Source organism: Pseudomonas sp. NBRC 111139, assembly GCF_001753955.1.
In the GTDB taxonomy this organism is placed as follows: Bacteria; Pseudomonadota; Gammaproteobacteria; order Pseudomonadales; family Pseudomonadaceae; genus Aquipseudomonas; species Aquipseudomonas alloputida.
On the sequence record NZ_BCBP01000022.1, the window covers coordinates 50878 to 77077 of the forward strand.

The 26200-nt window shown below is 62.3% G+C and carries 27 protein-coding genes and 1 riboswitch; of the genes, 12 read left to right on the forward strand and 15 right to left on the reverse strand.

The genetic code is table 11. The features are described from left to right. Positions 1-29: 29 nt before the first annotated feature. The 10 genes from BJQ17_RS07035 (at position 30) to BJQ17_RS07080 (ending at position 7144) form a co-directional block, all read left to right on the forward strand. Positions 30-695, forward strand: coding sequence for a riboflavin synthase (locus BJQ17_RS07035; protein ID WP_003255399.1), 666 nt, complete (start codon positions 30-32; stop codon positions 693-695). An 18-nt stretch (positions 696-713) separates the two neighbouring features. Beyond that, positions 714-1805: a bifunctional 3,4-dihydroxy-2-butanone-4-phosphate synthase/GTP cyclohydrolase II gene (ribBA, locus tag BJQ17_RS07040; RefSeq protein ID WP_003255398.1), complete on the forward strand. Its 1092-nt coding sequence runs from the start codon at positions 714-716 to the stop codon at positions 1803-1805. A 91-nt stretch (positions 1806-1896) separates the two neighbouring features. Beyond that, the gene (gene ribE / locus BJQ17_RS07045; protein WP_003255395.1) at positions 1897-2373 is read left to right on the forward strand and encodes a 6,7-dimethyl-8-ribityllumazine synthase; all 477 of its coding nucleotides are present in this window, start codon (positions 1897-1899) and stop codon (positions 2371-2373) included. Then, positions 2370-2870: a transcription antitermination factor NusB gene (gene nusB / locus BJQ17_RS07050; RefSeq protein WP_003255393.1), complete on the forward strand. Its 501-nt coding sequence runs from the start codon at positions 2370-2372 to the stop codon at positions 2868-2870. Before ribE ends, nusB begins: the two co-directional genes overlap by 4 nt. Before the next feature lie 18 nt (positions 2871-2888). Continuing rightward, positions 2889-3857, forward strand: a complete 969-nt coding sequence (thiL, locus tag BJQ17_RS07055; protein WP_011953348.1) for a thiamine-phosphate kinase — start codon at positions 2889-2891, stop codon at positions 3855-3857. After that, positions 3854-4357 (forward strand): phosphatidylglycerophosphatase A, encoded by a 504-nt coding sequence (locus BJQ17_RS07060; RefSeq protein WP_003255391.1) that lies wholly within the window; start codon positions 3854-3856, stop codon positions 4355-4357. The genes thiL and BJQ17_RS07060 overlap by 4 nt, the downstream gene beginning before the upstream one ends. Before the next feature lie 16 nt (positions 4358-4373). Then, entirely contained in the window at positions 4374-5117 is a 744-nt protein-coding gene (locus BJQ17_RS07065) for an ABC transporter substrate-binding protein (RefSeq protein ID WP_003255390.1), read from the forward strand. 181 nt (positions 5118-5298) lie between these two features. After that, a complete protein-coding gene (gene ribA, locus BJQ17_RS07070) occupies positions 5299-5916 on the forward strand; it encodes a GTP cyclohydrolase II (protein ID WP_003255389.1) in 618 nt (205 codons plus the stop codon). Continuing rightward, positions 5913-6332, forward strand: coding sequence for a hypothetical protein (locus tag BJQ17_RS07075; protein ID WP_003255388.1), 420 nt, complete (start codon positions 5913-5915; stop codon positions 6330-6332). The genes ribA and BJQ17_RS07075 overlap by 4 nt, the downstream gene beginning before the upstream one ends. Further along, positions 6332-7144: a cobalamin-binding protein gene (locus tag BJQ17_RS07080; protein ID WP_019750339.1), complete on the forward strand. Its 813-nt coding sequence runs from the start codon at positions 6332-6334 to the stop codon at positions 7142-7144. The genes BJQ17_RS07075 and BJQ17_RS07080 overlap by 1 nt, the downstream gene beginning before the upstream one ends. Here the strand turns inward: BJQ17_RS07080 and BJQ17_RS07085 are convergent. The 5 genes from BJQ17_RS07085 to ribB form a co-directional block, all read right to left on the reverse strand. After that, a complete protein-coding gene (locus tag BJQ17_RS07085) occupies positions 7122-8993 on the reverse strand; it encodes a TonB-dependent receptor domain-containing protein (protein WP_070095810.1) in 1872 nt (623 codons plus the stop codon). The genes BJQ17_RS07080 and BJQ17_RS07085 overlap by 23 nt on opposite strands. Positions 8994-9618: 625 nt before the next feature. Next, positions 9619-11514, reverse strand: a complete 1896-nt coding sequence (dxs, locus tag BJQ17_RS07090) for a 1-deoxy-D-xylulose-5-phosphate synthase (protein ID WP_070095811.1) — start codon at positions 11512-11514, stop codon at positions 9619-9621. 176 nt (positions 11515-11690) lie between these two features. After that, positions 11691-12578, reverse strand: a complete 888-nt coding sequence (gene ispA, locus BJQ17_RS07095; protein ID WP_003255382.1) for a (2E,6E)-farnesyl diphosphate synthase — start codon at positions 12576-12578, stop codon at positions 11691-11693. Then, positions 12575-12817: an exodeoxyribonuclease VII small subunit gene (locus BJQ17_RS07100; RefSeq protein WP_070095812.1), complete on the reverse strand. Its 243-nt coding sequence runs from the start codon at positions 12815-12817 to the stop codon at positions 12575-12577. Before BJQ17_RS07100 ends, ispA begins: the two co-directional genes overlap by 4 nt. A gap of 165 nt (positions 12818-12982) precedes the next feature. Then, the gene (ribB, locus tag BJQ17_RS07105) at positions 12983-13633 is read right to left on the reverse strand and encodes a 3,4-dihydroxy-2-butanone-4-phosphate synthase (RefSeq protein WP_003255379.1); all 651 of its coding nucleotides are present in this window, start codon (positions 13631-13633) and stop codon (positions 12983-12985) included. Positions 13634-13713: 80 nt separating this feature from the next. After that, positions 13714-13855: riboswitch (FMN riboswitch) on the reverse strand. 149 nt (positions 13856-14004) lie between these two features. Between ribB and BJQ17_RS07110 the strand changes: the two genes are divergently transcribed. Beyond that, positions 14005-14985 carry a zeta toxin family protein gene (locus BJQ17_RS07110; protein ID WP_033726968.1) on the forward strand — a complete coding sequence of 327 codons (981 nt, stop codon included), beginning with the start codon at positions 14005-14007 and terminating at the stop codon, positions 14983-14985. 21 nt (positions 14986-15006) lie between these two features. Here the strand turns inward: BJQ17_RS07110 and BJQ17_RS07115 are convergent, their stop codons facing one another. From BJQ17_RS07115 to BJQ17_RS07125, 3 genes are all read right to left on the reverse strand, one after another. Beyond that, complete coding sequence (locus BJQ17_RS07115) at positions 15007-15900, reverse strand: alpha/beta hydrolase (protein WP_060539115.1); 894 nt, start codon at positions 15898-15900, stop codon at positions 15007-15009. 100 nt (positions 15901-16000) lie between these two features. Next, positions 16001-17329 (reverse strand): sensor histidine kinase, encoded by a 1329-nt coding sequence (locus tag BJQ17_RS07120; protein WP_054889214.1) that lies wholly within the window; start codon positions 17327-17329, stop codon positions 16001-16003. Beyond that, the gene (locus tag BJQ17_RS07125) at positions 17329-18021 is read right to left on the reverse strand and encodes a response regulator transcription factor (protein WP_003255373.1); all 693 of its coding nucleotides are present in this window, start codon (positions 18019-18021) and stop codon (positions 17329-17331) included. The genes BJQ17_RS07120 and BJQ17_RS07125 overlap by 1 nt, the downstream gene beginning before the upstream one ends. 181 nt (positions 18022-18202) lie before the next feature. Here BJQ17_RS07125 and BJQ17_RS07130 point away from each other — a divergent pair, with 181 nt between their 5' ends. Further along, the gene (locus BJQ17_RS07130) at positions 18203-20392 is read left to right on the forward strand and encodes a TonB-dependent siderophore receptor (RefSeq protein WP_054889215.1); all 2190 of its coding nucleotides are present in this window, start codon (positions 18203-18205) and stop codon (positions 20390-20392) included. Positions 20393-20568: 176 nt separating this feature from the next. Here the strand turns inward: BJQ17_RS07130 and BJQ17_RS07135 are convergent, their stop codons facing one another. From BJQ17_RS07135 to eutC, 7 genes are all read right to left on the reverse strand, one after another. Further along, positions 20569-21033, reverse strand: coding sequence for a hemerythrin domain-containing protein (locus BJQ17_RS07135; RefSeq protein WP_070095813.1), 465 nt, complete (start codon positions 21031-21033; stop codon positions 20569-20571). Between the two features lie 569 nt (positions 21034-21602). After that, positions 21603-22304: an XRE family transcriptional regulator gene (locus BJQ17_RS07140; RefSeq protein ID WP_004577015.1), complete on the reverse strand. Its 702-nt coding sequence runs from the start codon at positions 22302-22304 to the stop codon at positions 21603-21605. 186 nt (positions 22305-22490) lie between these two features. Beyond that, on the reverse strand, positions 22491-23018 hold the full coding sequence (gene ppa, locus BJQ17_RS07145) for an inorganic diphosphatase (RefSeq protein WP_003255365.1): 528 nt from the start codon (positions 23016-23018) through the stop codon (positions 22491-22493). Between the two features lie 92 nt (positions 23019-23110). Continuing rightward, the gene (locus tag BJQ17_RS07150) at positions 23111-23926 is read right to left on the reverse strand and encodes a zinc-dependent peptidase (protein WP_060538986.1); all 816 of its coding nucleotides are present in this window, start codon (positions 23924-23926) and stop codon (positions 23111-23113) included. 20 nt (positions 23927-23946) lie between these two features. Continuing rightward, positions 23947-24594 (reverse strand): DedA family protein, encoded by a 648-nt coding sequence (locus tag BJQ17_RS07155; protein WP_003255361.1) that lies wholly within the window; start codon positions 24592-24594, stop codon positions 23947-23949. Between the two features lie 217 nt (positions 24595-24811). Beyond that, positions 24812-25270, reverse strand: a complete 459-nt coding sequence (locus BJQ17_RS07160; RefSeq protein WP_003255360.1) for a GNAT family N-acetyltransferase — start codon at positions 25268-25270, stop codon at positions 24812-24814. 107 nt (positions 25271-25377) lie between these two features. After that, on the reverse strand, positions 25378-26196 hold the full coding sequence (eutC, locus tag BJQ17_RS07165) for an ethanolamine ammonia-lyase subunit EutC (RefSeq protein ID WP_003255358.1): 819 nt from the start codon (positions 26194-26196) through the stop codon (positions 25378-25380). Positions 26197-26200 lie beyond the last annotated feature (4 nt).

Genomic DNA, 26200 nt, shown 5'->3' on the forward strand with positions numbered 1-26200 from the left:
CCGCGCAAACCGTTTTTGAGGAAGACCCCATGTTCACCGGCATCATCGAATCCATCGGCACCATCCGCAGCCTGACTCCCAAGGGTGGTGACGTGCGCGTCTACGTAGAAACCGGCAAGCTCGACCTGGGGGACGTCAAGCTCGGCGACAGCATCGCCGTCAACGGTGTATGCCTCACGGCCGTAGAACTGCCGGGCGACGGCTTCTGGGCCGATGTCAGCGTCGAAACCCTCAAGCGCACCGCCTTCATCGACCTCAAGAGCGGCAGCAAGGTCAACCTGGAAAAAGCCCTGACCCCCACCACCCGCCTGGGCGGGCACCTGGTCAGCGGCCACGTCGACGGGGTTGGCGAAATCATTTCGCGCAGCGATAACGCCCGCGCCATCCAGTTCCGCGTGCGTGCACCGAAGGAACTGGCCAAGTACATCGCCCACAAGGGTTCGATCACCGTCGACGGCACCAGCCTGACGGTCAATGAGGTCAATGGCGCCGAGTTCGAGCTGACCATTGTCCCGCACACTCTGTCCGAAACCATCATGGCCGATTACCGTGCAGGGCGTCGGGTAAACCTTGAGGTCGACCTGCTGGCCCGTTACCTGGAGCGCTTGCTGCTGGGTGACAAGGCCGCCGAACCGAGCAAGGGCAGTGGCATTACCGAAAGCTTCCTGGCCGCCAATGGCTTCTTGAAATCCTGATTGAGAAGGGGGTGCCGCGTGGCGCTCAACAGCATCGAAGAACTGGTCGAAGACATCCGCCAGGGCAAAATGGTCATCCTGATGGATGACGAAGACCGCGAGAACGAAGGCGACATCATCATGGCGGCCGAATGCTGCCAGCCGGAGCACATCAACTTCATGGCCAAGCATGCCCGTGGCCTGATCTGCATGCCGATGACCCGCGAGCGTTGCGAAACGCTGAAGCTGCCGTTGATGGCACCGCGCAACGGCTCGGGCTTCGGCACCAAGTTCACCGTGTCGATCGAGGCCGCCGAGGGCGTCACCACCGGTATTTCCGCCGCCGACCGCGCCCGCACTGTGCAGGCTGCTGCTGCCAAGGACGCCAAGGCCGAAGACATTGTCAGCCCTGGTCACATCTTCCCGCTGATGGCCCAGCCAGGCGGTACGCTGGCGCGTGCCGGCCACACCGAAGCCGCCTGTGACCTGGCGCGCATGGCCGGTTTCGAGCCAAGCGGCGTGATCTGCGAAGTGATGAACGACGACGGCACCATGTCGCGCCGCGCCGAACTGGAAGTGTTCGCCGCCGAGCACGGCCTGAAGATCGGCACCATTGCCGACCTGATCCACTACCGCATGATCCACGAGCGCACCGTGCAGCGTGTCTCCGAGCAATCGGTGGAGAGCGAGCTGGGTGAGTTCAACCTGGTCACCTACCGTGACGCGGTCGAAGGCGACGTGCACATGGCCTTGACCCTGGGCAAGATCTGCGCCGAAGAGCCGACCTTGGTACGGGTACACAATATGGACCCACTGCGTGACCTGCTGCTGGTCAAGCAGCCAGGCCGCTGGAGCCTGCGCGCGGCCATGGCCGCAGTGGCCGAAGCCGGCAGTGGCGTGGTGCTGCTGCTGGGGCACCCGCTGGACGGCGACGTGCTGCTGGCGCACATCCGCGAAAGCGCGGGCGATGCACCGGCCAAGGCACCGACTACCTACAGCACCGTGGGGGCCGGTTCGCAGATCCTGCGCGACCTCGGTGTGCGCAAGATGCGCCTGATGAGTTCGCCGATGAAGTTCAACGCGATATCCGGATTCGATCTGGAAGTTGTAGAATACGTGCCCTCCGAGTGACTTGAGGCGGCATTGACGCCCTCTGCTCGAGTCCAGACCCCTGTCGAGGCCGCTTGTATGCGGCCTCGCTCTTGAAGATGAGAATATCGGAATGACCCTGAAGACCATCGAAGGTACCTTCATCGCCCCCAAAGGTCGCTATGCTTTGGTGGTTGGCCGCTTCAACAGCTTCGTTGTCGAAAGCCTGGTAAGCGGTGCCGTTGATGCCCTGGTACGCCACGGTGTCAGCGAAAGCGACATCACCATCATCCGTGCCCCGGGTGCATTCGAGATCCCGCTGGTGGCACAGAAGGTCGCCCAGCAAGGCGCCTACGACGCGATCATCGCCCTGGGCGCCGTGATCCGTGGCGGTACCCCGCACTTCGAATACGTGGCGGGCGAGTGCACCAAGGGCCTGGCCCAGGTGTCCATGGAGTTCGGTGTTCCGGTGGCCTTCGGCGTACTGACCGTCGACTCCATCGAGCAAGCCATCGAGCGTTCTGGCACCAAAGCCGGCAACAAAGGTGCTGAAGCTGCCCTGTCCGCACTGGAAATGGTCAGCCTGCTGGCGCAGTTGGAGGCCAAGTGATTAGCGACGAAAGCGATCGTTTCAACCCGCGCGATCCAAAACCTGCGGATGCCGGCAAGCCCTCGAAGAGCGCCAAGCGCCGCGAAGCCCGCAAGCTCGCGACCCAGGCCCTCTACCAGTGGCACATGGCCCAGCATTCGCTGAACGAGATCGAAGCGCAGTTCCGGGTGGATAACGATTTCACCGATGTCGACGGTGCCTATTTCCGCGAGATCCTGCATGGGGTCCCGGCAATCAAGGGCGAAATCGACAAAGCGCTGGTGCCTTGCATGACCATCGCACTGGAAGAGCTCGACCCGGTCGAGCTGGCCGTGCTGCGTCTGTCCACCTGGGAACTGATCAAACGCGTCGACGTGCCGTACCGCGTCGTGATCAACGAAGGTGTGGAACTGGCCAAGGTCTTCGGTGCCACTGACGGCCACAAGTTCGTCAACGGCGTGCTCGACAAGCTAGCCCCGGCGCTGCGTGAAGCAGAAGTCAAGGCGAACAAGCGCTGATCCTGGCGCTGCCTGGTCATGGGTGAGTTCGAGCTGATCAACCATTACTTCGCCGCTGCGCCCTGTGCGCAGGGGGGCGAGGGCGTGGCGCTGGGTATCGGCGACGACTGTGCCCTGCTGGACCTTCCCCCCGGTGAGCAACTGGCGGTGTCTACCGACACCCTGGTCGCCGGGGTGCACTTTCCTGCTGTTTGCGATCCGTTGCTGCTTGGCCAGCGATCGTTGGCTGTGGCGGCCAGTGACCTGGCAGCCATGGGCGCGACTGCAATCGGCTTTACCCTCGCACTGACCCTCCCTGACGTTGGCCCTGACTGGCTGGCGGCCTATGCCGACGGCCTTGGTCGCATGGCCCACCGTTGCCGCATGAGCCTGATCGGTGGTGACACGACGCGCGGCCCCTTGAGTATCACCGTCACCGTGTTCGGCCGCGTGCCGGCTGGCCAGGCCTTGCGCCGCAGCGGTGCAAGGCCGGGTGACCTGTTGTGTGTCGGCGGTTCGCTGGGCAAGGCCGCCGGTGCCTTGCCCTTGGTGCTGGGCGAGCGCGAGGCGCCTGCCGCGCAGGCCGAGCCGCTGCTGGCCCATTACTGGTCACCGATGCCGCAGCTCACCCTCGGTGCCCTGCTGCGTGGCCGGGCCACGGCGGCGCTGGACATCTCCGACGGGCTGCTCGCCGACTGTGGGCATATTGCCAAGGCATCCGGTGTCGCGTTGGAGGTGAACCTGGCGCAAGTGCCAGTGTCTCCTGCTCTGGAGGCCTTCCTCGGCCGTGAAGCCGCCGTGCAGGCGGCGCTTACCGGTGGCGACGATTACGTACTGGCCTTCACCTTGCCACCCGAGGCGCTGGCGCCCTTGGCAGCCTTCGATTTTATCGAAGTGCATACCGTCGGTCGTGTGCTCGAAGGGCAAGGCGTGACCTTGCGCGACGCACAGGGCCAGGACATAACCCCCGTCCAGCGGGGCTATCAACACTTTAGGGAGAGACCGTGACCGATCACCCCAACCAGGTGCCTGCGGAGTTCGTTCCGCCTTCGGTCTGGCGCAACCCGTGGCACTTCATCGCTTTTGGCTTCGGTTCTGGCACCTTGCCCAAGGCGCCAGGTACCTGGGGCTCGCTGGTGGCCATACCGTTTATCCCGCTTTGGCAGATGTTGCCCGACTGGGGATACTGGCTGTTGCTCGGCGTGAGCATGCTGTTTGGCTTCTGGTTGTGCGGCAAAGTTGCCAATGACTTGCGTGTACACGACCATGAAGGCATTGTCTGGGACGAGATTGTCGGCATGTGGATCACCCTCTGGCTGGTGCCGGAGGGCTGGCAGTGGCTGTTGGCAGGGTTCCTGATGTTCCGCTTCTTCGACATCCTCAAGCCGTGGCCGATCCGCTGGATCGATCGTCATGTGCACGGGGGCGTCGGCATCATGCTCGACGATATCCTGGCCGGCGTGTTTGCCTGGCTGGGCATGCAGGTTCTGGTGTGGGCGGTTGCCTGAAACAGGGAGTGCGTGAATGGCCGTAAGGACTGTACTGCTGGCAATGCTGCTGAGTATTGCCCCGTGGGTAACAGCTGCCGAGGGCATCCCGAAACAGATCCATCTGGTTAGCGAGGAGTGGCTCGACTACACCAATGCCGACGGTACCGGGGTGGCCTGGGATGTGCTGCGCAAAGTGTTCGAGCCGGCCGGCGTCGAGGTGGTTACCCAGAGTGCGCCCTACAGCCGGGCGGTTGGCCTGGTCAAGCGCGGCGAGGCTGATGCCTGGGTTGGCTCGTACAAGGAAGAGAACGACGACAACCTGTACCCGCGCTGGCACTTCGACATGGACCACATTTATGCCCTGGGGCTGGCCAGCAAACCTGCGCCTACCCTGGATACCATCGGCAAGTACCGGTTGGCTTGGGTGCGTGGTTATGATTACGGCAGCTACTTGCCCAATGTGCACGAATTCCGCGAAATCCAGCGTCGCGAGGGCATTTTGCCGATGCTCGAGCACGACCGGGTGGACTACTACATCGACGCACTGACCGAGGTCGACTACGTGCTAGGGCAAGCCTCCCAGCCTGAGCGCTTCCGCCGTACCCACGTGGCCGAGTTGCCGTTGTACCTGGCTTTTGCCCGTAACGACCAGGCCAAGGCCCTGTGCGACCTGTTCGACAAGCGCATGAAGGAGCTGGTGCGTAGCGGCGAACTGAAACCGATTTTCGAGCACTGGAAACAGCCCTATCCGTTCAACGCCGGTAGTCACCCGCACTGAGGCTGAATACACCAAGGTACATCGCGGCCCCCTGTGGCAGCGGGCTTGTGATTGAGCGATGGCTTTTTAATAAGTATCGAACTTTTCGATCTTAAGCCACCGTATACAGCCAGCCCACATCCCCCAACCTGCTGATACAATCGGCCCACGAGAAATTTCCTACTTATTCCAGGAGCACAACGTGCCCGTCGTCTTTGTTGCCGCCTCTAAACTCCCGACGCCCTTCGCGACCTTCACCATGCATGGCTTTCTCGACGAAGCCACAGGCCGTGAGCATGTGGTGCTCAGCCTGGGTGATATCGCGGACGGCCAGCCGGTACTGGGGCGCCTGCATTCCGAGTGTCTGACCGGCGATGCACTGTTCAGCCAGCGCTGCGACTGCGGCTCGCAGCTGGAAGCCGCGCTGCAGGCCATCGCCCGCGAAGGCCGTGGGGTGCTGTTGTACCTGCGTCAGGAAGGCCGTGGTATCGGCCTGCTGAACAAGATCCGCGCCTACGAGCTGCAGGATGGTGGCGCCGACACCGTCGAAGCCAACGAACGCCTGGGCTTCGCTGCCGACCAGCGTGACTACGCCATATGCCTGCCGATGCTCGAGCACCTGGGCGTGAAGTCGCTGCGCCTGATGACCAACAATCCGCGCAAGGTCAAAGCCCTGACCGACATGAACATCGTGGTTGCCGAGCGTGTGCCGCTGCACACCGGGCATAACCCGCACAACCGCTACTATCTGGCGACGAAGGCCGGCAAGTTGGGCCACATGCTGGGCAACGAACACCAGGGCGAGGTGCCCCAGGCGTGACTCGCGCCGAGGTCAAGCGGCGCCTGGCGCTGGCCTGGTGGCAGTACCTGGCGGTGGGCCTGGTGCCGCTGCCAGTCATGGCTTGGGCCTTTGGGGGCGGTGATGCACTGATCCCGGTGTTGGCCATGCCACTGTTCATCGCCGGTGCGGCCACCATGTTCCTCAGCCTGCCGCGCTTCGGTGCCTACAAGCGCGCACTTATCGCCACCTCAAAGGTGCTCGGTACGGGCGAAGAAGCCGCTGCCTGGATCGAACTGGCGCGGGTGCGGCGCATGGCCATGCTGTATGCCTGCTTCCCGGCTTGGGTCGCCGCACTGTCGGTGCTGGTCGGTCTGGAGGCAGTGCCGCAGATCCTCCTCGCATTGTCTACCGTTGTAGTGCTGTACCTCTATCGCATTCCGCGCCAGCTGGGCTGATGCGACTGCTACCTGGCCTGCTGGCGTTGTTCGCCTGCACTGTACTGGCTGCAGAACCGCTGCGTGTCGTCAGTCTGGCCCCCTCGATGAGCGAGATCATGCTTGAGCTGCAGGCAGACGACCTGCTGGTGGGCGTGCTCGACGGTGGCGAACGGCCGGCTGCGCTGCGCCATTTGCCTTCGGTCGGGCGCCAAGGGCAACTGGACATGGAGCGCCTGCTCAGCCTGCGCCCCGACCTGTTGCTGCTGTGGCCAGGCAGTGTGCCACCGGCCCAGCGCGACCAGCTCAAGCGCCTGGGTATGGCCACCTTCAGCGCCGAGCCCCACGATATCAGCCAGCTGATCGAGCAGATCGAGGCCATTGCCGGGCGTATCGGGCGTGCCGAGCAAGGCCATTCCTACGCACGAGCCCTGCGTGAGCGGCTGCAGCAGCTGCGCCAGCAGTATCGGCGTGACGAACCCTTGCAGGTGTTTTATCAAGTCTGGGATCGGCCGTTGTACACGCTCGGTGGCCGACAGATCGTGACCGACGCCCTGGCCGTGTGCGGGGCGCGCAATGTGTTCGCCGACCTTGGCCAGCCAGCGCCACAGGTGAATGTGGAGTCCGTGCTGCTGCGTAATCCGCAGGTCATCCTGGCAGCTGATGAGGCGCAACTGGCCAGCTGGAAGGCTTGGCCGCAGATTCGAGCGGTGGCTGATGGGCGCCTGCTGGTGGTGCCGGACAAAGGGCTGGAGCGCCCCAGCGGGCAGATGATCGAAGCCACCGCCCGCTTGTGTGCGTTGCTGGACGCTAAAGCGCCGGTGTCCAGGTGATGCTGAAGAGCACAGTGCGGCCCTCTTCGCGGTAAGGGTGATACGCACCCTCGTAGCTATAAAGGGCGCGGCTGTAGCTGCGGTCCAGCAGGTTATCCAGCTTGGCTTCGAGTTTCAGTTCGTCGCTAGCCGCCCAACTGCCGCGCAAACCTAGCAGGCCATAGCCACCGATGCGGTTACGGTTGGCCTCATCGTCATAACTGCTGCTGACCGCCTGCCAGCTGGCACCCGCGCTGAAACGCCCGAACTCACGGTCCAGGTCCAGGCTCAAGGTGCGGCGGGCGCGGCGGGCGAGGGTGTGGCCAGTGTCGCGGTCGCGTGGGTCGATCAGCGCCAGGCCAAGCTGGCTGTGCCAGGCGCCCCATTGCTGCGCCAGCGCCATTTCCACGCCATTGATTCGTGCCGAGGCGACGTTACGGGGTATCGAGTCCTGGCCAAAGATGATCGCGTCGCGCAGGTCGGTGCGGTATAGCGAAGTCTCCAGCCGGCTCTCTGCAGTCAGCTGGCTGCGCCATTGCAGCTCGTAGCTTCTGGAGTGCTCTGGGTCCAGATTCGGGTTGCTGAACTGTGGGTAATACAGGTCGTTGAACGTTGGCGCGCGGAAGCCTTCGCTGTAGGACAGCAGCACATCGTTGTGCGCGTTCAGCGGTACGGTCAGGCTGCCGCTCCAGGTGGTCTGGCCACCAAACTGTTGGTTGCGGTCATGGCGCACCCCCAGCTCAGTGGAAATCTGCTCGCCCTGGTAGCGGTGCTGGGCGAACACGGCACGGTTCCAGCGGCTGTCCTCAGTGAAGTCGGTACTGCCGTGTACGCGGTCTTCGTACCAGTCACCACCGATCAGTATGGTGTTCTGTTCGCCGAGGGCCAGGTCGTTCTGCCAGGTGGCTTGATCGCGGTAGGTGTTGAACACGAAACGCTCAGCGCTGAGCTTGTCGCGTTTGTCGTCTCGGTTCTCGCCATGGGCCAGTTCAAGGCGTGAATGCCAGGTTTCGGTGACCTGAACGTCAACGTAACTGCCCAGGCTGCTGACGCTGAAGTCGGTGTAGGGTTGTTGACCGAAGCTCTCGAAGGTAACGGGGTCGAAGCCGCCGAACGGGTTGTCGTACTCGCTGCGCCCACGGCTGTCGAGCAGGTTCAGGCCGGCCTCGAAGCGCTCACCGAAGGTGTGGCTCAGGCTCAGGTTCAACGCCTTGTTGCGGTAGGCGTCGTGGTCACCATCACTGTCGAAGGATGGCCCGGTCGAGTCGATGCCGGCAGTTTCGTCCAGGCTGGCGCCAAGGTTGAAGCGGGTCGTGTCGCTGCCGCCAGAAAGCCCCAGGCTGCGTTGGAATGTCTGGTTGCTGCCGGCGGCCATGCGCAGGCGTGGCTGCAGACCGGGGCCACTGCTGCGTCGGGTGAAGATCTGGATCACCCCGCCAATGGCATCGCTGCCGTACACCGCTGAGCGCGAGCCGCGCAGTACTTCGATGCGCTCGATCTGGTCGATGTCCAGAAACTGCAGGCCGCTGTCGCCCGAGGTGGCATTGGCGATGCGCACGCCATCGACCAGCACCAGGCTTTGCGCGGCCTTGGTGCCACGGATAAAGATGCCCGGCAGGCTACCACGGCCACCGGTAGGTGCCACTTGCACGCCCGGCACGCGGGAGAGCAGGTCGGTAACGCTGGTGGGTTGCAGGCGGTCGATGTCGGTGCGGGTGAAGACCGTGTTGGCAGCGCTGGTGGCGGTACGCGATTCGACCTGGCGGCTGGCGCTGATCAGCACGTCGGGGAGTTTGAGGGCGTCGTCGCGCTCAGCGGCCAGAAGGAATGTAGGGGCACAGAGAATCGTGGTACAGGCTAATTTTTTCATGGGCAGTTCCAAAGGATTTCCACAGCACTGTGCTGTCCCCGTAGGAGCGGGTTTACCCGCGAAAGGGCCGGCCCTGCTGGCCAATTTCCACCCGCCGTTCACCGTTGTTGCCGCTACCGTATTCGCGGGTAAACCCGCTCCTACAGTGAGCACACATCGGTGATCGGGCGCAGGCCGTCGTAGGAGCGGGTTCACCCGCGAAAGGGCCGGGCCTGCAGGCCAATTTTCACCCGCCGTTCACCGTTGTCGCCGCTACCGTATTCGCGGGTAAACCCGCTCCTACAGTGAGCACACATCGGTGATCGGGCGCAGGCCGTCGTAGGAGCGGGTTCACCCGCGAAAGGGCCGGGCCTGCTGGCCAATTCTCACCCGCAGTTCACCGTTGTCGCCGCTACCGTATTCGCGGGTAAACCCGCTCCTACAGTGGGCACACATCGGTGATCGGGTGCAGTCCGTCGTAGGAGCGGGTTCACCCGCGAAAGGGCCGGGCCTGCAGGCCAATTTTCACCAGTCGTTCACCGTTGTTGCCGCTACCGTATTCGCGGGTAAACCCGCTCCTACAGTGAGCACACATCGGTGATTTGGCGCAGGGCGTCGTAGGCGCGGGTTCAGCCGCGAAAGCGCCCTAGAGCCCGAGCTTGACCATGCGGGCCTTCACCGAAGCCTTGATCCCGGCCGCATCCAGCCCGCACTCAGCCAGCATTTGCGCAGGCTTGGCATGCTCGACATAGATATCCGGCAGCCCCAGGTGCAGAAGCGGCTTGAGCACTGCCTGGCTGGCAAGGAACTCACCCACCGCAGCGCCCGCGCCACCCATGATGGCGTTTTCTTCAATGGTTACCAGCAGTTCATGGCTGCCTGCCAGCTCCAGCACCAGCGCCTCGTCCAGCGGCTTGACGAAGCGCATGTCGACCACCGTGGCGTTGATCTGTTCGGCCACTTGCATGGCCTCGGCCAGTTGTACGCCGAACACCAGCAAGGCCACTTTCTCGCCCTGGCGGCGGACCACACCCTTGCCGATCTCCAGGGGTTGCAGGTCACCGCTGATCGGCGCATTCGGGCCGGTACCACGCGGGTACCGTACAGCGGCCGGACCGTTGTACAGGTGGCCGGTGCTGAGCATCTTGCGCAGTTCGTTCTCGTCGCTGGGGGTCATCACCAGCATGCCCGGGATGCAGCGCAGGTACGACAGGTCGTAGCTGCCGGCGTGGGTCGGGCCGTCCTCGCCGACCAGGCCGGCGCGGTCGATGGCGAACAGCACGTCGAGGTTCTGCACCGCCACGTCGTGGATCAGTTGGTCGTAGGCACGCTGCAGGAAGGTGGAGTAGATCGCCACCACCGGCTTGCTGCCCTCGCAGGCCATGCCGGCCGCCAGGGTCACGGCATGCTGCTCTGCGATCGCAACGTCGAAGTAGCGCTCAGGGTAACGCTCGCTGAAGTCGACCAGGTCCGAGCCTTCCTTCATTGCCGGGGTAATGCCCACCAGGCGGTTGTCGGCGGCGGCCATGTCGCACAGCCACTGGCCGAACACTGCGGAGTATTTCGGACCGCTGGCTTTCTTCGGCGCAGCTGGCTTGTCGGCCGGCTCCAGCTTGGTAATGGCGTGATAGCCGATCGGGTCAATCTCGGCAGGGGCGAAGCCTTTGCCCTTCTTGGTCACCACATGCAGGAACTGCGGGCCTTTCAGGTCACGCATGTTGCGCAGGGTGGCGATCATGGTGGGCAGGTCGTGGCCGTCGATCGGGCCGATATAGTTCCAGCCCAGTTCTTCGAACAGTGTGCCTGGCACCAGCATGCCCTTGGCGTATTCCTCGGTGCGACGGGCAATTTCCCAGGCGCCTGGCAGTCGCGACAGCACTTTCTTGCTGCCTTCGCGCATGCTCGCGTAGGTGCGGCTGGAGAGGATCTTGGCCAGGTAGTTGGACAGGCCGCCGACGTTGCGCGAAATCGACATGTCGTTGTCGTTGAGGATCACCAGCATGTCGGCATTGACTTCCTGGGCGTGGTTCAACGCCTCGAACGCCATGCCGGCGGTCAGCGCGCCATCACCGATCACCGCGATCGACTTGCGTGCGCTGTTCTGCAGACGGGCAGCAATGGCCATGCCCAGCGCGGCGCTGATCGAGGTGCTGGAGTGGCCAACGCCAAAGGTGTCGTACTCGCTTTCGCTGCGGCGCGGGAAGGCCGCGATGCCGTCCTTCTGGCGCAGGCTGAGCATGCGGTTACGACGCCCGGTGAGGATCTTGTGCGGGTAGGCCTGGTGCCCTACGTCCCACACCAGCCGGTCGTCCGGGGTGTCGAACACGTAGTGCAGGGCGATGGTCAGCTCGATCACGCCCAGACCGGCACCAAAGTGCCCACCGGTCTGCCCGACGGTGTAGAGCAGTTCCTGGCGCAGTTCGTCGGCCAGCGTCTCCAGGTCGGCTTCGGCCAACCGGCGCAGGCCGGCAGGCGTGTCAGCGCGGTCGAGCAACGGCGTGACCGGGCGTTCGCGGGGGATCTCTTGAAACGTCGTGGGCATCAGGCGAGTCGTTATAGGTGTGTGAAGACGCGGCAGTTTACCCCATTGTGGGAAAAGTGCCCATTCGACCACAGGTTACGCGGTCCCCTGTGGGGGCGGGTTTACCCGCGAATGCGTCGGCAAATTCAAGATCGCATTCGCGGGTAACCCGCTCCTACAGGGATCGGTGAAGCTGTTTAGTTACGGCGTTCGACGATGTAACGCGCCAAGGCCCGCAGCGGTTCGGCCGTTTCGCCGAACCCTTGCAGTGCAGCCAGCGCCTGGTCGCGCAGTTCGATTGCATAGGCTTTGGCGGCTTCCAGGCCCAGCAGGGCCGGGTACGTCGGTTTGTCACGCGCTATGTCTGCACCTTGGCGTTTGCCCAAGGTAGCAGTGTCGCTTTCCACGTCGAGGATGTCGTCCTGCACCTGGAATGCAAGGCCAATGGCCTGTGCATAAGTCTGCAGGGCATCCAGCTGCGCCTGTTCGGCACGGGCACTGGCCAAGGCGCCGAGGCGTACGCTGGCTTCGATCAGCGCGCCGGTCTTGTGCCGGTGCATGAACTCCAGCGCTTGCTGGTCCAGCTTCTGGCCCACCGAACCGAGATCGATCGCCTGGCCGCCAACCATGCCGGCCGGGCCGGCAGCTTTGGCCAGTACCTGAACCATGGCCAGGCGAATGCTGTCGATCTGAGGGCTCAGGCATGGGTCGAGCAGGGCACTGAAGGCCAGGCTCTGCAAACCGTCGCCCGCGAGGATTGCGCACGCTTCGTCAAACGCCTTGTGGGTGGTCGGCTGGCCGCGACGCAGGTCGTCGTCGTCCATGGCCGGGAGGTCGTCATGCACCAGCGAGTAAGCATGAATCAGCTCTACCGCGCAGGCTGCGCCGTTGGCTTGTTCGGCCGGGGCGCCCAAGGCTTCGCAGGCCGCATAGGCCAACAGCGGGCGCACGCGTTTGCCGCCGTTCATCACGCTGTAGCGCATGGCGGCGTAGAGGCGTTCCAGCTCTTTGCTCGGGGCGATGAACAGCGGTTCGAGGGCTGCGTCGACTCGGGCCTGGCAACTGGCCTGGTAGGTGCCAATCATGCTTCCGGCTCCGCGTCGAAGGGCTGGGCAGCCAGTTCACCGTCGTGCTCCAGCAGAATTTGCACCTTCTGTTCGGCCTGGGCCAGGGCGCCCTGGCAGTCACGGGTCAGGGCGATGCCTTGTTCAAAGGCGGCCAGCGACTCTTCCAGCGACAACTCGCCGTTCTCCAGGCGCTCGACCAGTGCTTGCAGGTCTGCGAGGGATTGCTCGAAATCGAGGGAGGCTTTTTTGCGGGCCATGGCGACTGTCTCGGTGGCATTCAGAACGGCGCGACACTAGCAGAGCGGGGCGGGGGGAGCAAACTTCCGGCAACTGCATCGGCTGATGCAGACCGATGGAGGAGCGGCCCTGTGTCGCGAAAGGGCCGCTCACACAAGGACCGCAAAGCGTCCCGGTTCGGTGGATCAGGCCGGCTCTGCTTCCCGTTCCAGCATCGCCTCACGGTACCGCGCCAGCTCCTCGATGGTCAGCACCGGCAAATTGTACTGCCGTGCATATACCGCCACCTGCTCGCCACGGGCCATGCTGCCATCGGGGTTCATCAGCTCGCACAAGACCGCTGCCGGGCGCAGGCCGGCCAGGCGCGCCAGGTCTACCGAACCTTCGGTGTGCCCACGGCGGGTCAGCACACCGCCATTGCGGGCGCGCAGCGGAAAAACATGCCCCGGGCTGACGATATGGCGCTGTTCGGCGCTGGAACGCAGTGCTGCGTCAATGGTGGTGATGCGGTCTTGGGCGCTAACCCCGGTGGTGATACCTTCGGCCGCCTCGATGGTGACGGTGAAACCGGTGCCGTGGCGGGCCTGGTTGTTCTGCACCATGGGTGCCAGTTGCAGTTCGTCGACGGTGGCTTCGTCCAGGCACAGGCAGACAATGCCGCTGCAATCGCGAATCATCATGGCCATGGTCTGCAGCGTAATGTTCTCGGCGGCGGCAATGATGTCCGCTTCGTCCTCGCGGTCGTCATCGTCGAGCAACAGTACAGGGCGCCCGGCCTGGAAGGCGGCGATGGCGGCGGAAACAGTGGGAAATTGCGTGTGGTGCTGGGTGAACATGAAACGCTCCTCGTGAATGATCGATGAACGTCTCGGGGCGAACAAAATGCGCGCGCAAGGGCGCCCGGATGGCCCCTGCATGACGCCTTCTTTCATCCGGACTATGACCGTCGGCTCTGGAGTTGCACCAGATCTGCTGACCCCCGACATGGTCGGGGCGCTCGCGGGCTCATCTTTCGATTTACCGCCGGTGGGGACTTACACCCCGCCCTGAAGACCGACCCAGCATACAGCACAGGGCCACCCCAGTGGCAACCCGCGGTTCTACTACCTTCGACGAGACTTGCAGCAGTAACCATCTACCCCTTTGCACTTGCCGCAGCGCTTACCTTCGTGACGGTCACATTGGCAAACCTAGGAAACGAACCGTCATGTCCTCTCTCTATCCTTTTACCGATACCGATCTCCATCTCGCATTCAGAAAGGTCGTCGACACTTTGTTCGACAAGAAGCGCGACTACGTCGACGGCGTGCTCAAGCCCAAAATGCTCATCATTGCCGGTACACAAGGCTCGGGTAAGACGTACTTGCTGGAAAACACGCTGCTGAAGAGCGGGCGCTACGACAATTATGTTCGCCTTTACGAAACCCATTTTCGTGAACTGCACCCTCATTATCGGGCGATGGAAGACAAAGGCGTGCTGCATGTCTATGAACATACCGAGTCGTTCATCTGGCGACTGGGGGCCATGATTTGCACGTATGCGATGGAAAACAAATACAACATCATCATGGAGACCGCGCTCGACAGCCCTCATTTCGCTGATTTTCCACCTGAAGCCGCCCGGCAGGGCTATCAGAGCGAGGTCCATCTGATAGCGTGTCAGAAAGAGTTCAGCCACTGGTCGACCCTGGACCGTGTGGTCAACAGCGTTGGCAATCATGAGATCGAGCGTGTGGTCAGCCTGACGCAGATCGAAGAGGCGCAAATCAATGGCAGGTCCATCATCGATGCTTTCGAAAACGCCTGTATCGAGGTACCGGGTTCCGAAATCGTGATCTATCGACGTGGCCTGGAGACGGAAAAGAACAGCCTGCCGGTCTGTTACAGCACCTGTCCTGAAAAAGGGCTCCTCGTGCCCCAGCAGACCTACCAGGGCAGAGCATTCTTCCGCGGGGCAGACCTGAAGATCAACTTCAAGGTCCAGCGCAGTCCCCAGGCCGATTTCCCCTGTTCCTATATTCAGTATGCGCAGGTGGTGCATGCCGGCCTGCTGGGTTCGGAACACCGTCGGGCGATGGCCGAACTCAATTGCAAAACCCTCGGCCAGGCTCAGAGGCTGATGTCGCAGTTGCCTGTCGATGTCTACCGCGAGCTGTGCCTGTACGTGCTCAAGTACGCGCAACGTTGAGCCGGGCAGGCACAGGGCTGGTCACTGGCCAGACATGCCTTCGATCACCCTGCGCAGGGAGGCGCCCAGCATGGGCCCATGCCCCAGACCCTCGAAGCGCTCAAAGCGCACGTCGAGGCCTTTGATCGCGGCCAGATCTGCCGCCAGTTGGCGCGCAGGCAACTCGTCGTTCTCGTGCGGCGAACCATGCGGGCTGGCGGGCTCCTGCCCGCCGCGCATCAGCAACAGGTGCGGGCGCGCCTCGCCAAGGCGTGAGGGAAGCCCTTGCGCCTTCCGGACAATCACACCATCGCGCCACCACAGTGACGGGCTGGCAGCAGCGTAAAGGCTGAATTCGCCGGGGCAGGTAAACAGTGCGTGAAGCACAGCCAGGCCACCATAGGAGTGCCCCCACAGCGTCTGTCGTTGCGGATCGATCGGCGCCATAGCCGACACCATCGTGCGCATGCGCCCGGTCAGAAGCTTCAGGAACGCATCGACCCCGCCGCTGGGCTGGCCGGTCAGCGGATCACGCTGCTGCACCTGCTCCGGCAGCGCCGGGGTGTAGTCCAGCGTGCGGCCGGCCCTGTCGATGCGCAGTTCGGTCCGGTAACCCACCGCCACCAGCAGGGGCGCCTGGCCCGCGGCGAGCCTGTCCAGTTGCTGCTGATCCAGCGTCCCCAGTGCAGCATTCCCATCGAGCATCCACAGCACCGGGTACCCCGATGCTGGCGCTGGACGATTCGGCTTGCCAACCCACAGGCGGTAGTGACGCAGGCCATCGGCCGAGTCCAGATCAAGCTGGCTGAAGTGATAGGCCAGGTCCTGGCGCTGTAACACCGACGTGTCCATCTTCTGGTCATGCTCGGGCTGGGCCAGGACAAGAGGGGCCGCCAGGGCAAGTGCCAAGGCCAGCATCAGGGTCTTCTTGCTCATCGGGCGTCTCGTCAGGGCTTTGCAAGGAGCGCAAGGCTTGAGCGCCCAGATGATAACCAGTCCCGATCGAGCGTAAAGCGCATTAACTTTCTAAACAGTCTCAGGCCGCAGGCAAGGTCATGTGCAGGCACAGGCCCGGGTGCCCATTGCTGGCCCACAATCGCCCGCCTTGCAGTTCGATGGCGCGGCGGGCGATAGCCAGGCCCAGGCCGAAGCCTGCGCCACTGTCGGCCAGGCGCTGGTAGGGCTTGAAAATGCGCTCAAGGTCGGTATCCGGTACGCCTGGCCCTTGGTCGCTCAGCCGCAGGTGCCAGCATGCGCCCTCGCGCCAGCCATCAAGGCTGACCCGGCCTTCGGTCGGCGAGTGGCGAATGGCATTGCGCAACAGGTTTTCCAGGGCCTGGGCCAGACTGTCCAGATGGGCCTGCAGCAGGCAGTCAGTGCCAAGTGAACACGGCAGGCGCGCACGGTCCCAGCCGCTTTCGAAACAGACGTCCTCGCACAAGGCTTCCCACACGGAAAGCACCAATACCGGCTCGGTCGACAGGCTGGGTTGTTCGGTGTCCATCCACGCCAGGTCGAGGGTGTTTTCCAGCAACTTCTGCATGTCGGCCACCTCACGGTCCAGGCGCTCGCGCAACTGCGGCGGTGGCAAGTCGCTGTCATGGGCGATGCGCAGCCGCGCCAGCGGCGTGCGCAGTTCGTGAGACAGCGTGCGCAACAGCAGGCGCTGTTGCTCAAGGCTCTGGCGCAGGCGCCCGGCCATGTGCTCGAAGGCCTGAGCCAGTTCGCCCAGCTCATCACGGCGTTGCTGCAGGGGCAGGGCGGGGCTGTCAAGGTCATCGGCCCGCAGGGCGTCGGCGCGGTCGCGCAGGCGGTTCAGCGGTACGACAAGGTGCCGGTATAGCGCAAGGCCCAGCAGCAGGGCCAGCAGCGCGGGGGCAACGCCATGAGTCACCACATGGGTCCAAGGCGTCAGGCCTGTGGGTAGCAGCCGTTCGGGCAGTTGCAGCACCAGGCGGCCATGCTCGGGGTGTTGCGGAAATTCGATGCTGACGTATGGCAATTCATCCTGCAGGCGCCGGCTCATCGGCCAGTCAAGCTTGCGCATGAATGTCAGGTGGCTGGCTTCCTCGGCGCTCAGCGGGGTGGTGCCAAGGCTCTGAAGGTGTGGACCTATCACGGCCACCCAGGTGTCCTCGGCCAGTGCCACCTGCTTGCGCCAGGCTTCGGTGCCGGCTGCGCCGTCCTGCTCCCACGCCTGTTCGGCCTGTTGAGCATAACGCGCCAGGTAGTCCTGGTCGGCCTGGGACAGAAAATAGGTACTGCGTTCCACCGAAAGGCCCCAGGTCCAGATGAGCCAGATCAGCAACAGGCAGAAGCTGACTTGCAGCAAGGCCAGTTTCCACAGCAACGGGTGGCGACGCATCAGGTCTGCTCCGTATCGACCAGGATGTACCCTTGGCCACGCACGGCCTGGATCTGCAGGTGCTGGGCGTTGATGTCGGCCAGTTTGCGGCGCAGGTTGCACACATGCACATCCAGGCCTCGGTCCAGTCGGGTATAGGCCCTGTGCAGCACGGTCTGGTACAGGAAGGGCTTGCTCAACGCTTCGTCGGGGTGGGCCAGCAGCGTGACCAGCAAACGGAATTCGGAAGCGGTAAGGCCAGCGGCGTTGCCGTTGTGGATAACGTCCTGGCGGTCGTGGTCCAGCATCACCTCCCCCACGTCGGCACGCAGCGCCGTACCACGATCGAATGCCACGCGACGCAGCAAGGCATCTACCCGTGCGTCCAGCTCTGCCAGGCTGAAGGGCTTGGGCAGGTAGTCGTCTGCACCACGGGTGAAGCCGCTGATGCGATCCTGCTCGGCCCCTAGTGCCGACATCAGCATGACCGGCACGGCCTGCTGGCGGCGCAGGGCGTCGAGCAGGCTGAGGCCGTCGATGCCTGGCAGCATGATGTCCAGCAGCACCAGTTCAAACTGCGATTGCTGTATGGCATTCAGGGCCTGGGTGCCGCTGGCGCAGGCGTGCACCTGGAAACCGCGGTTGCGGAAATGACGGTCCAGGTCCTGAAGCAGGCGTGGGTCGTCTTCGGCAAGGAGAAGTGAGGTGGGCACGGCGAGCCTTGATGAGAACTTTTATCAGTTGCGAATCATCCCACTGGCTGCAGGGAAAGGGCAACGGCTTGATGTGTTAAGAAGGTTAATCCTGCTGCACCCTGGTTTTCGCCCCGGTATCGTTCGCAAAAAGCAACTTGTTTCGTTTGCGATTCAATATCATTTTGGCGAAGGGTGTGTCATGACCGGTTTCAAAAGTGTGGGCAGCTTACAGCGGGTTCGGGGATGGCTGGCGCTGGGGTTGCTGGCGCCGTTTTCTTTATCGGCAGTGGCCGAAACGGTAGCGGCCCAGGTGGAGGCCCAGGTGGCGGCCGAAGACAACTCGCTTGATCTGCCTGCATTGACCATCGAAGGCAACCGCCTGTACGACATGCTGCCTTCGGAAGAAACCGGCGGTTACAGCGTCGACGCCGCTACCGTGGGCACCAAGACGCCGGCAGCGCTCAAGGACATCCCGCAGTCGATCACCGTGTACACCCAGGACTACGTCAAGGATCGCCAGTTCGTGCACCTGGATGACCTGGCCAAGTACACCGCTGGCCTGCGCACCCTGACCAATGACAGCGGCCGCTCGTCGATCTACGCCCGTGGCTACGAGTACAGCGAGTTCAATATCGACGGCCTGCCGGCGCCCATGGCCAGCATCTTCGGTACTGTCCCGTCGTTGGCGGCGTTCGATCGCGTCGAAATCATGCGCGGGCCGGCCGGGCTGTTCAGCAGTACCAGCGAGCTGGGTGGCATCGTCAACATGGTGCGCAAGCGCCCGACCGCCGAGTTTCAGGGGCATATCGAAGGCAGCTACGGCACCTGGGACACCAATCATGAGGAAATCGACCTGAGCGGGCCGCTGGACGAGGCCGGTCGCGTGCGCGGGCGCTTCATCGCATCCCGTGACGACACCAATGGTGAAGTGGACTACAACGCCAACACCAGCAACACCTACTACGGTGCGCTGGACATCGACCTGGACGACGCCACCACCCTGTCGTTCGGCCTGATGCATGAAGTGAAGAACATCACCCCGCACAACGGCTACCCGGCCACGTTGTCCGGCGAGGTGCCCGACTTCAGCCATTCGCGTTTCCTGGGCGCCGACTGGAACTACTTCGACGGCAAGACCACTGACCTGGTCGCCGAGCTGACCCACCGCTTCGACAATGGCGGTTACGGCCGTGTCGCGGCCCGTGGCTCGCACCGCGACACCAACTATCTGTACGCCTTCACTGCAACCAATGCCACCACAGGCGCCAACTCCGAGCGCGCCAGCGCCCGTGATTTCACGCAAGACACTTATTCGCTGGACGCCAGCTACAGCCAGCCGTTCGAGACCTTCGGGCAGGTAAGCGAGTTTGTGGTCGGGAGTGACTACAAGAACTACGACACCGAGTACCTCAATGGCACCACCAATCTCGGCGCGATCAACGTGAATACTTACTCGCCGAAGCAGTTCGCCAAGCCGTCGCCCAACTACAGCACCGAGACCGGCATGCAGGAAGAGGAGTACGGCCTTTACTCCAAAGTGACCTTCCGCCCGGTGGAACGCCTGGCGCTGATTGCCGGTGGCCGCTTCAGCTGGTATCGCGGTGACTTCTACACCACCACCCTTAGCAGCGGCGCCACCACCAATGACAGCAAACGCGTCGACGGCCACTTCACCCCTTATGGTGGCTTGGTCTATGACCTGACCGACAACCACGCGCTGTACGCCAGCTATTCGCAGGTGTTCAAGCCGCAGTCCGACACTGACAGCAATGGTCGGGTGCTGAAACCGCGTGAAGGCGAGCAGTACGAGTTCGGCCTCAAGAGCAGCTACTTTGGCGGCGACTTGAATACGCGCTTCTCGGTATTCCGCCTGACCGACAAGAACCGCGCTACCACCGTGTACGATGCTGATGGTGTGGCCACCACCGACTCCGTTGCATCCGGCAAGACCCGCGTGAAGGGCGCGGAAGTGGAAGTGAGCGGCAAGCTGACGCCAAACTGGGAACTGCTGGCTGGCTACACGTGGATGGAGACCGAAACCGTCAAGGGGGACGCCGAAACCACGTTCTTCATCATGCCGCGCAACCAGGCTTCGCTTTGGAGCAAGTACACCATCAGCCAAGGGCCGCTGACTGGCTTGGCCGTGGGTGGCGGTATATCGGCGATGAGCAACTTCCATTCCGAGAGTGGCGGCGTGCGTATCGATGCACCGGGCTATGCCACGGTGGATGCGATGCTGTCTTACCCGGTGACTTCGAAGCTGACGGCCACCCTCAACGTCAATAACCTGTTCGACCGGGACTACCTGTCGCGGGTGGGGTCTACCTCGACGTTCAACTTCTACGGGCCGTCGCGCAGCATGATGGTTGGGGCGCGGTATGACTTCTGACGAAGTCTGTGGCTGCTAGGTGCGCCATAAAACAAGGCCGCGCCGGCAAAGGGCGCGGCCTTCAGGCTGAATGATGAGAAGCGTGGGAGCGTATCTGCACCCTCGGGTATCAGGGCCATAAAATTGTGAGGCCGCGTGTTAATAAGTAGCGTGCTTTTAATTCAAGGAAATTAAATCTACGCGGGGTGCCATTGATGCTTTATTTCCTGCCATTGGGTGTCTGACAACCACTTGTCTGCCACCGGAAAGAAAATATTCTCCTCGGCATCCATATGGTCATAATATTTCTTGATGAAGTCTTCGATCGTGTCGGCGATTACTCTCGCTTCTTGCGTTGACTGCTCCAACATCTTGAGCTGTCCGGCAATTCGCTTGAAGGCTTTATGATCTTGCTCGATAGCCATGACCCGTTGGTGAATCGGTGCGTCGGTTGCCAGCAAGGCCAGCCGAATAAGCTCTTCATTTTCATGGTGGTGTCGCTCTGCATCACCATGCAAGGCTTCCAGCTGCTTAAACAACAGCTTGCAGTCATCGTCACCCGCGGATCCGTGCCTTATCCTCTCCAGTAACTCTTTGATCTGAGTAATTTTGGTAGCCACCTCATGATGATAGGCGTGCAGCTCTTTCAACATGGCGTTCATGCTAAGCCCTCATCAATACACTAAGCCGTTACAGATTAAATATTATTACTAAGCAATCTCTAAGGATAGCTGCACGTGTTGCACACATCTAATCGTTTAATTATAGTCTAGAGCGAAACACCCACCTTCGAAAAAACCGCCCCATTGGAAGATTTCGAAATATCAATTTGATGTTTATATGCGCTACAAGAAAAAACAGACACACCAGGATCGGTGGCGGGCTGCCCTTCAACAGCGGGGGGCTGAGCAGAACGGGAGGCGCAATGGGCTGCGTTCTATGCACGGAGGTAGGGGTTGGAAAGCCGCGGGTTGTGAATGCTGTTTTTGAAGGTTTGTTAAATTAAAAAGCCGGCTTGTGGCCGGCTTCTCGGGGACGCTTCCGACTAATTTATGGTAAGCCGCAATCGCCTTAACTGTGTGGCCATCAAGGGCCTGAAAGAGATGGCAGATGCCCGTGTGGGATATCGCCGAGCCCTCTGGAACGCGGCTCGCGCCGGTCGGGGCTTAATGTGCGGCGTAGCATACAAGGGCGGGCGCAGGATGCCCAGCAAAAAATTGCCCAGGGCGCTTCAACTGGGCCGCTGCTGGCGGAAATGTGACCAGTGGAACACCCAGCCAAGAATTTCCAGGCCCTGCGCCTGACGCTGGGCGGCGGTGTAGCGTTCGACTGTGTAGTTGCGCCGGTCATGGCTGTGCAGGTACAGGGTGTCGTGCGGGCCAAGACTGAGGTTGTTCACCCTGAGCATGCCGTTTTGCAGCAGGGCATAGGTTTCGCCCTCGACCACCTGGGTCATGCCCAGATCAATGGCCAGGGTAGCTTCCAGGGGAATCAGCGGGAGCATGTTGCTGGCCGGCATTGCCAGGCAGATTGCGTTGCCGGCTTGCACGCCCAAGCCCTTCAGGGCTTTTGCCGGCAAGCGCAGGTGCTTGCTGCTCACTGGCGACAGCAAGCCGTTGCTCACTTCGTAGTAGGGCACCTTCAATAACCGGCCACGATGGCCCGACAGCGGGGTAAGCGGGTTGGCGGGCACTGGCCGTGGAAGGCCGTTGCGCAGGAGTGGATTGGGGTGTTTGGGGCCTTCACCGGTGCGCAGCCAGCGTCGGTGCACACAGAACAGATCGGCCAGTTCATCCAGCCGGGCCAAAGGTACACCGCGTTTGAACCAGTTGTTGACGTGCTGTGCTGTGACGCTGCGCTGGGCGGCGAAATCGGAAGGGGTTAGGCCACATTCTTGGAGCAGGGCCCTGAGGCGGTCGCCGGAAGTGTTCATGGCGGCGAGTGTAGCGGCGAATTGCCAGACAGGATATGAACCGGATGTTGACGGGGTTTGTATGAAAAGTGGTTGTTTGTAAGGCTCTGGTGTAGGACGGCGTAGGATTTATTACCAGTAATGTGCGTATTGCCCATTCCTGCATAAAAAAACCCCGCCTAAGCGGGGTTTCTCCTGCAATCGGAATCAGCCCTTGTAGGCAGCGACCGATTTGGTGATCGCGGCACGGGCGGCGTCGGCGCCTTCCCAGCCTTCGATCTTGACCCACTTGCCCTTCTCGAGATCTTTGTAGTTGGCAAAGAAGTGCTCGATCTGCTGGATCAGCAGGGCTGGCAGGTCGGTGTATTCCTTCACGTCAACGTACAGCTGCGACAGCTTGTCGTGAGGAACAGCGATGACCTTGGCGTCGCCGCCACCGTCGTCGGTCATGTTCAGCACGCCAACCGGACGGGCGCGGATAACCGAGCCTGGGGCCACTGGGTAAGGGGTAACCACCAGCACGTCCAGCGGGTCACCGTCGTCAGCCAGGGTGTTCGGGATGAAGCCATAGTTGGCTGGGTAGAACATTGGGGTAGCCATGAAACGGTCGACGAACAGCGTGTCGCTGTCCTTGTCGATTTCGTATTTGATCGGCGCGTGGTTGGCCGGGATCTCGATGGCGACGTAGATGTCGTTCGGCAGGTCTTTGCCCGCCGGAATCTTGCTGTAGCTCATTGGGCAGTGCCCCCGTGTTTGACCAAAAAGTGGCGGCGATTATAGGCACATTCTGCCGGGGCATGCCACGCTTGGCCTGATGTGCGGGCCCGTCAGGCGTGGCTTTCGCGGTACTCGGGGTGTTCCGCCTGCAGCTGGCACAGGCGCGCCAGCGGGTCTTGCCGGTAGAACAGCGACAACTGGCGGTAGACCTGTGGATAAGCCTGATGAAGCAGGTCGGGGGCACTAAAGAAGTACTCGCTGGTAACGGCAAAGAACTCTGCCGGGTTTTCCGCAGCGTAGGGGTCGATGGCGGTTTCGGCGTCGGGGTTGGCGTCCAGTTGCTGGTTGAGGTCGTCGTAGGCCTGCTGCATGGCTGTTGCCCACTCATCAACTGGCATGCTGCTGTGCAGCGGTGGCAGGCCGTTGGCATCGCCATTGAGCATGTCGAGCTTGTGCGCCAGCTCATGGATGACCAGGTTGTAAGCCTCCCAGCCACCACTGGCCTGCACGCCGTTCCAGGCCAGGATGATCGGCCCCTGTTGCCAGGCTTCGCCGCTGTGTTCGCCGTCCCACACATGCTCCACGCCACTGGCATCGCGGTGGCGCTGGGGGCTCTTGAAGTCGTCGGGGTACAGGATGATTTCGTGGAAGCCTTGGTACCAGTTCAGCTCACCCAGGTGAAGCAGGGGTAACTGTGCCTGGGCGGCCAGCATCAGGCGCTGCTCGTCGTCCAGCTCGACACCGGGCAGGCAGGTGAGGTGCTTGTCGAGCAGGAACAGGATGCAGGCTTCGCGCAGCCAGCGGTCTTCAGCGTCGCTGATGCCGTCCAGCATCGGCAGCCGCTCGCGTACGGCCTGCCATTGCTGTGGCGTGATCGGGTAACGCGCCAGAGTACGCTTGCGCCGCCAGGCGCTGAATGACCACATGCCGTTTGTTCTTTACCTGTTCAGTGAGCCTTGGCCGTACGGCCCAGGCGCCCACGCAGCAAGCCGAGAATCATCGGCACCAGCGACAGGATGATGATGCCCACCACCATCAGCGACAGGTGCTGCTTGATGAACGGCACGTTGCCGAAGAAGTAGCCCAAGGTGACCAGGCCGCCGACCCAAAGCAGCGAACCGGCAACGCTGAAGCCGAGGAAGCGTGGATAGTGCATGTGAGCGATGCCCGCGACGAACGGTGCGAAGGTGCGCAAGATGGGCAGGAAGCGCGCCATGGTCACGGTCTTGCCGCCATGGCGTTCATAGAAATCGTGGGTACGCTGCAGGTAGTCGCGGCGGAAGATCTTGGAGTTGGGGTTGTTGAACAAACGCTCGCCGGCTGTTCGGCCTATCACGTAATTGGTGCTGTCGCCCAGGATTGCAGCGGCCATCAGCAGGCCGGCCAGCAGCACCGGGTCCATGCCGCCACCCGCCGCCACGGCGCCGGCGATGAACAGCAGCGAGTCACCTGGCAGGAATGGCATCACTACCAGGCCGGTTTCGCAGAAGATCACGGTGAACAGGATGGCGTAGATCCAGGGACCGTAATTGGTGACCAGCAGATCGAGGTAGGCATCGAGATGCAGGATAAGGTCCAGCGGGTTGAAATCCATGTACAGCACCTGTGTTCTTGGGCGTAGGCTTGGTTACCGGGGGGAGGGTAAATTTTCACACATGACAGGTGAGCCATTATACGGCTAAGTCAGGAACATGCCCGGAGAGTTTGTAGCGGGGGGTTACGGTAGAGGGGTATTCCTTTGCCAACCGCTTCGCGGGCACGCCCGCTCCCACAAGGCTCACTACCTTGCTTGTGGAAGCGGGCGGTGCCAGTCAATCCTGGCTGATTGGCAGGATGTAGCTCTTGAACTCGGTATCCTCACGAAACCCGATGGATTCGTAAGTCTTGTGCGCCACTTCATTGTTCGCGCTGGTTGACACGCGCATGCGCACGGCATTGGTCTCTTTGGCCATTTTCTTCGCTTCGCGAATCAGGTGGTCGGCGACCAGCATGCGCCGGGAGTCCTCGGCTACATAGATATCGTTGAGAATCCATACCCGCTTCAACGACAGCGACGAGTAGCTCGGGTACAGCTGGCAAAAGCCCAGCAGTTTGCCGTCGTCATCATCCGGAAGTGCCAGGTAAATCACCGATTCGTCCCGCTTCAGGCGCTTTTCCAAAAAGCTGCGCGAGCTGTCGGGATAGGGCAGCTGCCCGTAGAACTCACGGTATTTGACGAACAACGGGGTGAGCAGGTCGAGGTGTTCTAGGGTTGCTTTGATGATGCGCATGTGCGGCCCTCAGAGTCCATTTGGGAAACAGCGGAATGCCAGCAGCGTTCAAGGGCATGCTGCCCAATGCACGGCACAAGTGCAATCCGCCTTCCGTGACAGGTTTTTTACTCTTTGCCGAGCAGGAAGTTACCTTTCTGGCTGGCGCTGTCTTCATTCTCCAGGCTATGGACCTCGGCTTCGTCCTTTAGATTCACCCCGGAAAGCTGGCGCCGGCAGGCTTCGCGCATCAGGTACAACAGGCGGTGCGCCGCCATGCCATAGCTCAGCCCCTCCAGGCGGATATTGGAAATGCAGTTGCGGTAGGCATCGGTCAGGCCGACCTTGGGTGCGTAAGTGAAATACAGGCCAAGGCTGTCGGGCGAGCTCAGCCCCGGGCGCTCGCCGATCAGCATCACCGTCATCCGGGCGCCCAGCAGCTCGCCGACCTCGTCGGCCACTGCCACGCGGCCCTGCTGCACCAGTACCACCGGGGCGCTGGTCCAGCCGTCGGCGGCAGCCTGTTCGTCGAAGCGGGTCAGGAACGGTAGCGTGTGGCGATGCACGGCCAGTGCCGAGAGGCCGTCAGCCACCACGATGGCCAGATCGACGCCGCCGGGGTTGGCCTGGGCGTGCTGGCGAAGCGTCGTAATCGAGTCTTCGTTCAGCCGCCGTCCAAGGTCCGGGCGCTGCAGGTACTGGTGGCGGTCGCTGGCAGCGCTGTGCAACACCAGGCTTTCGCGCCCGCGGTCACTCAGCTGGCTGGCCAGGCCGGCGTGGTCGAAAGCCAGGTGCACGGCATCTCGTGCCTGGGCATGGGCGAACTGGAAGTCCAGCTGCGCCCCGGTCGGCAGGCTGGTGCCGGTGCGGCCCAGGGCGATGCGCGCCGGGGTCAGGTTGCGCAGGGCCAGCCAAGGGTTGTCGGGGGTAGGCGTGCGGTGGTCCATGGTC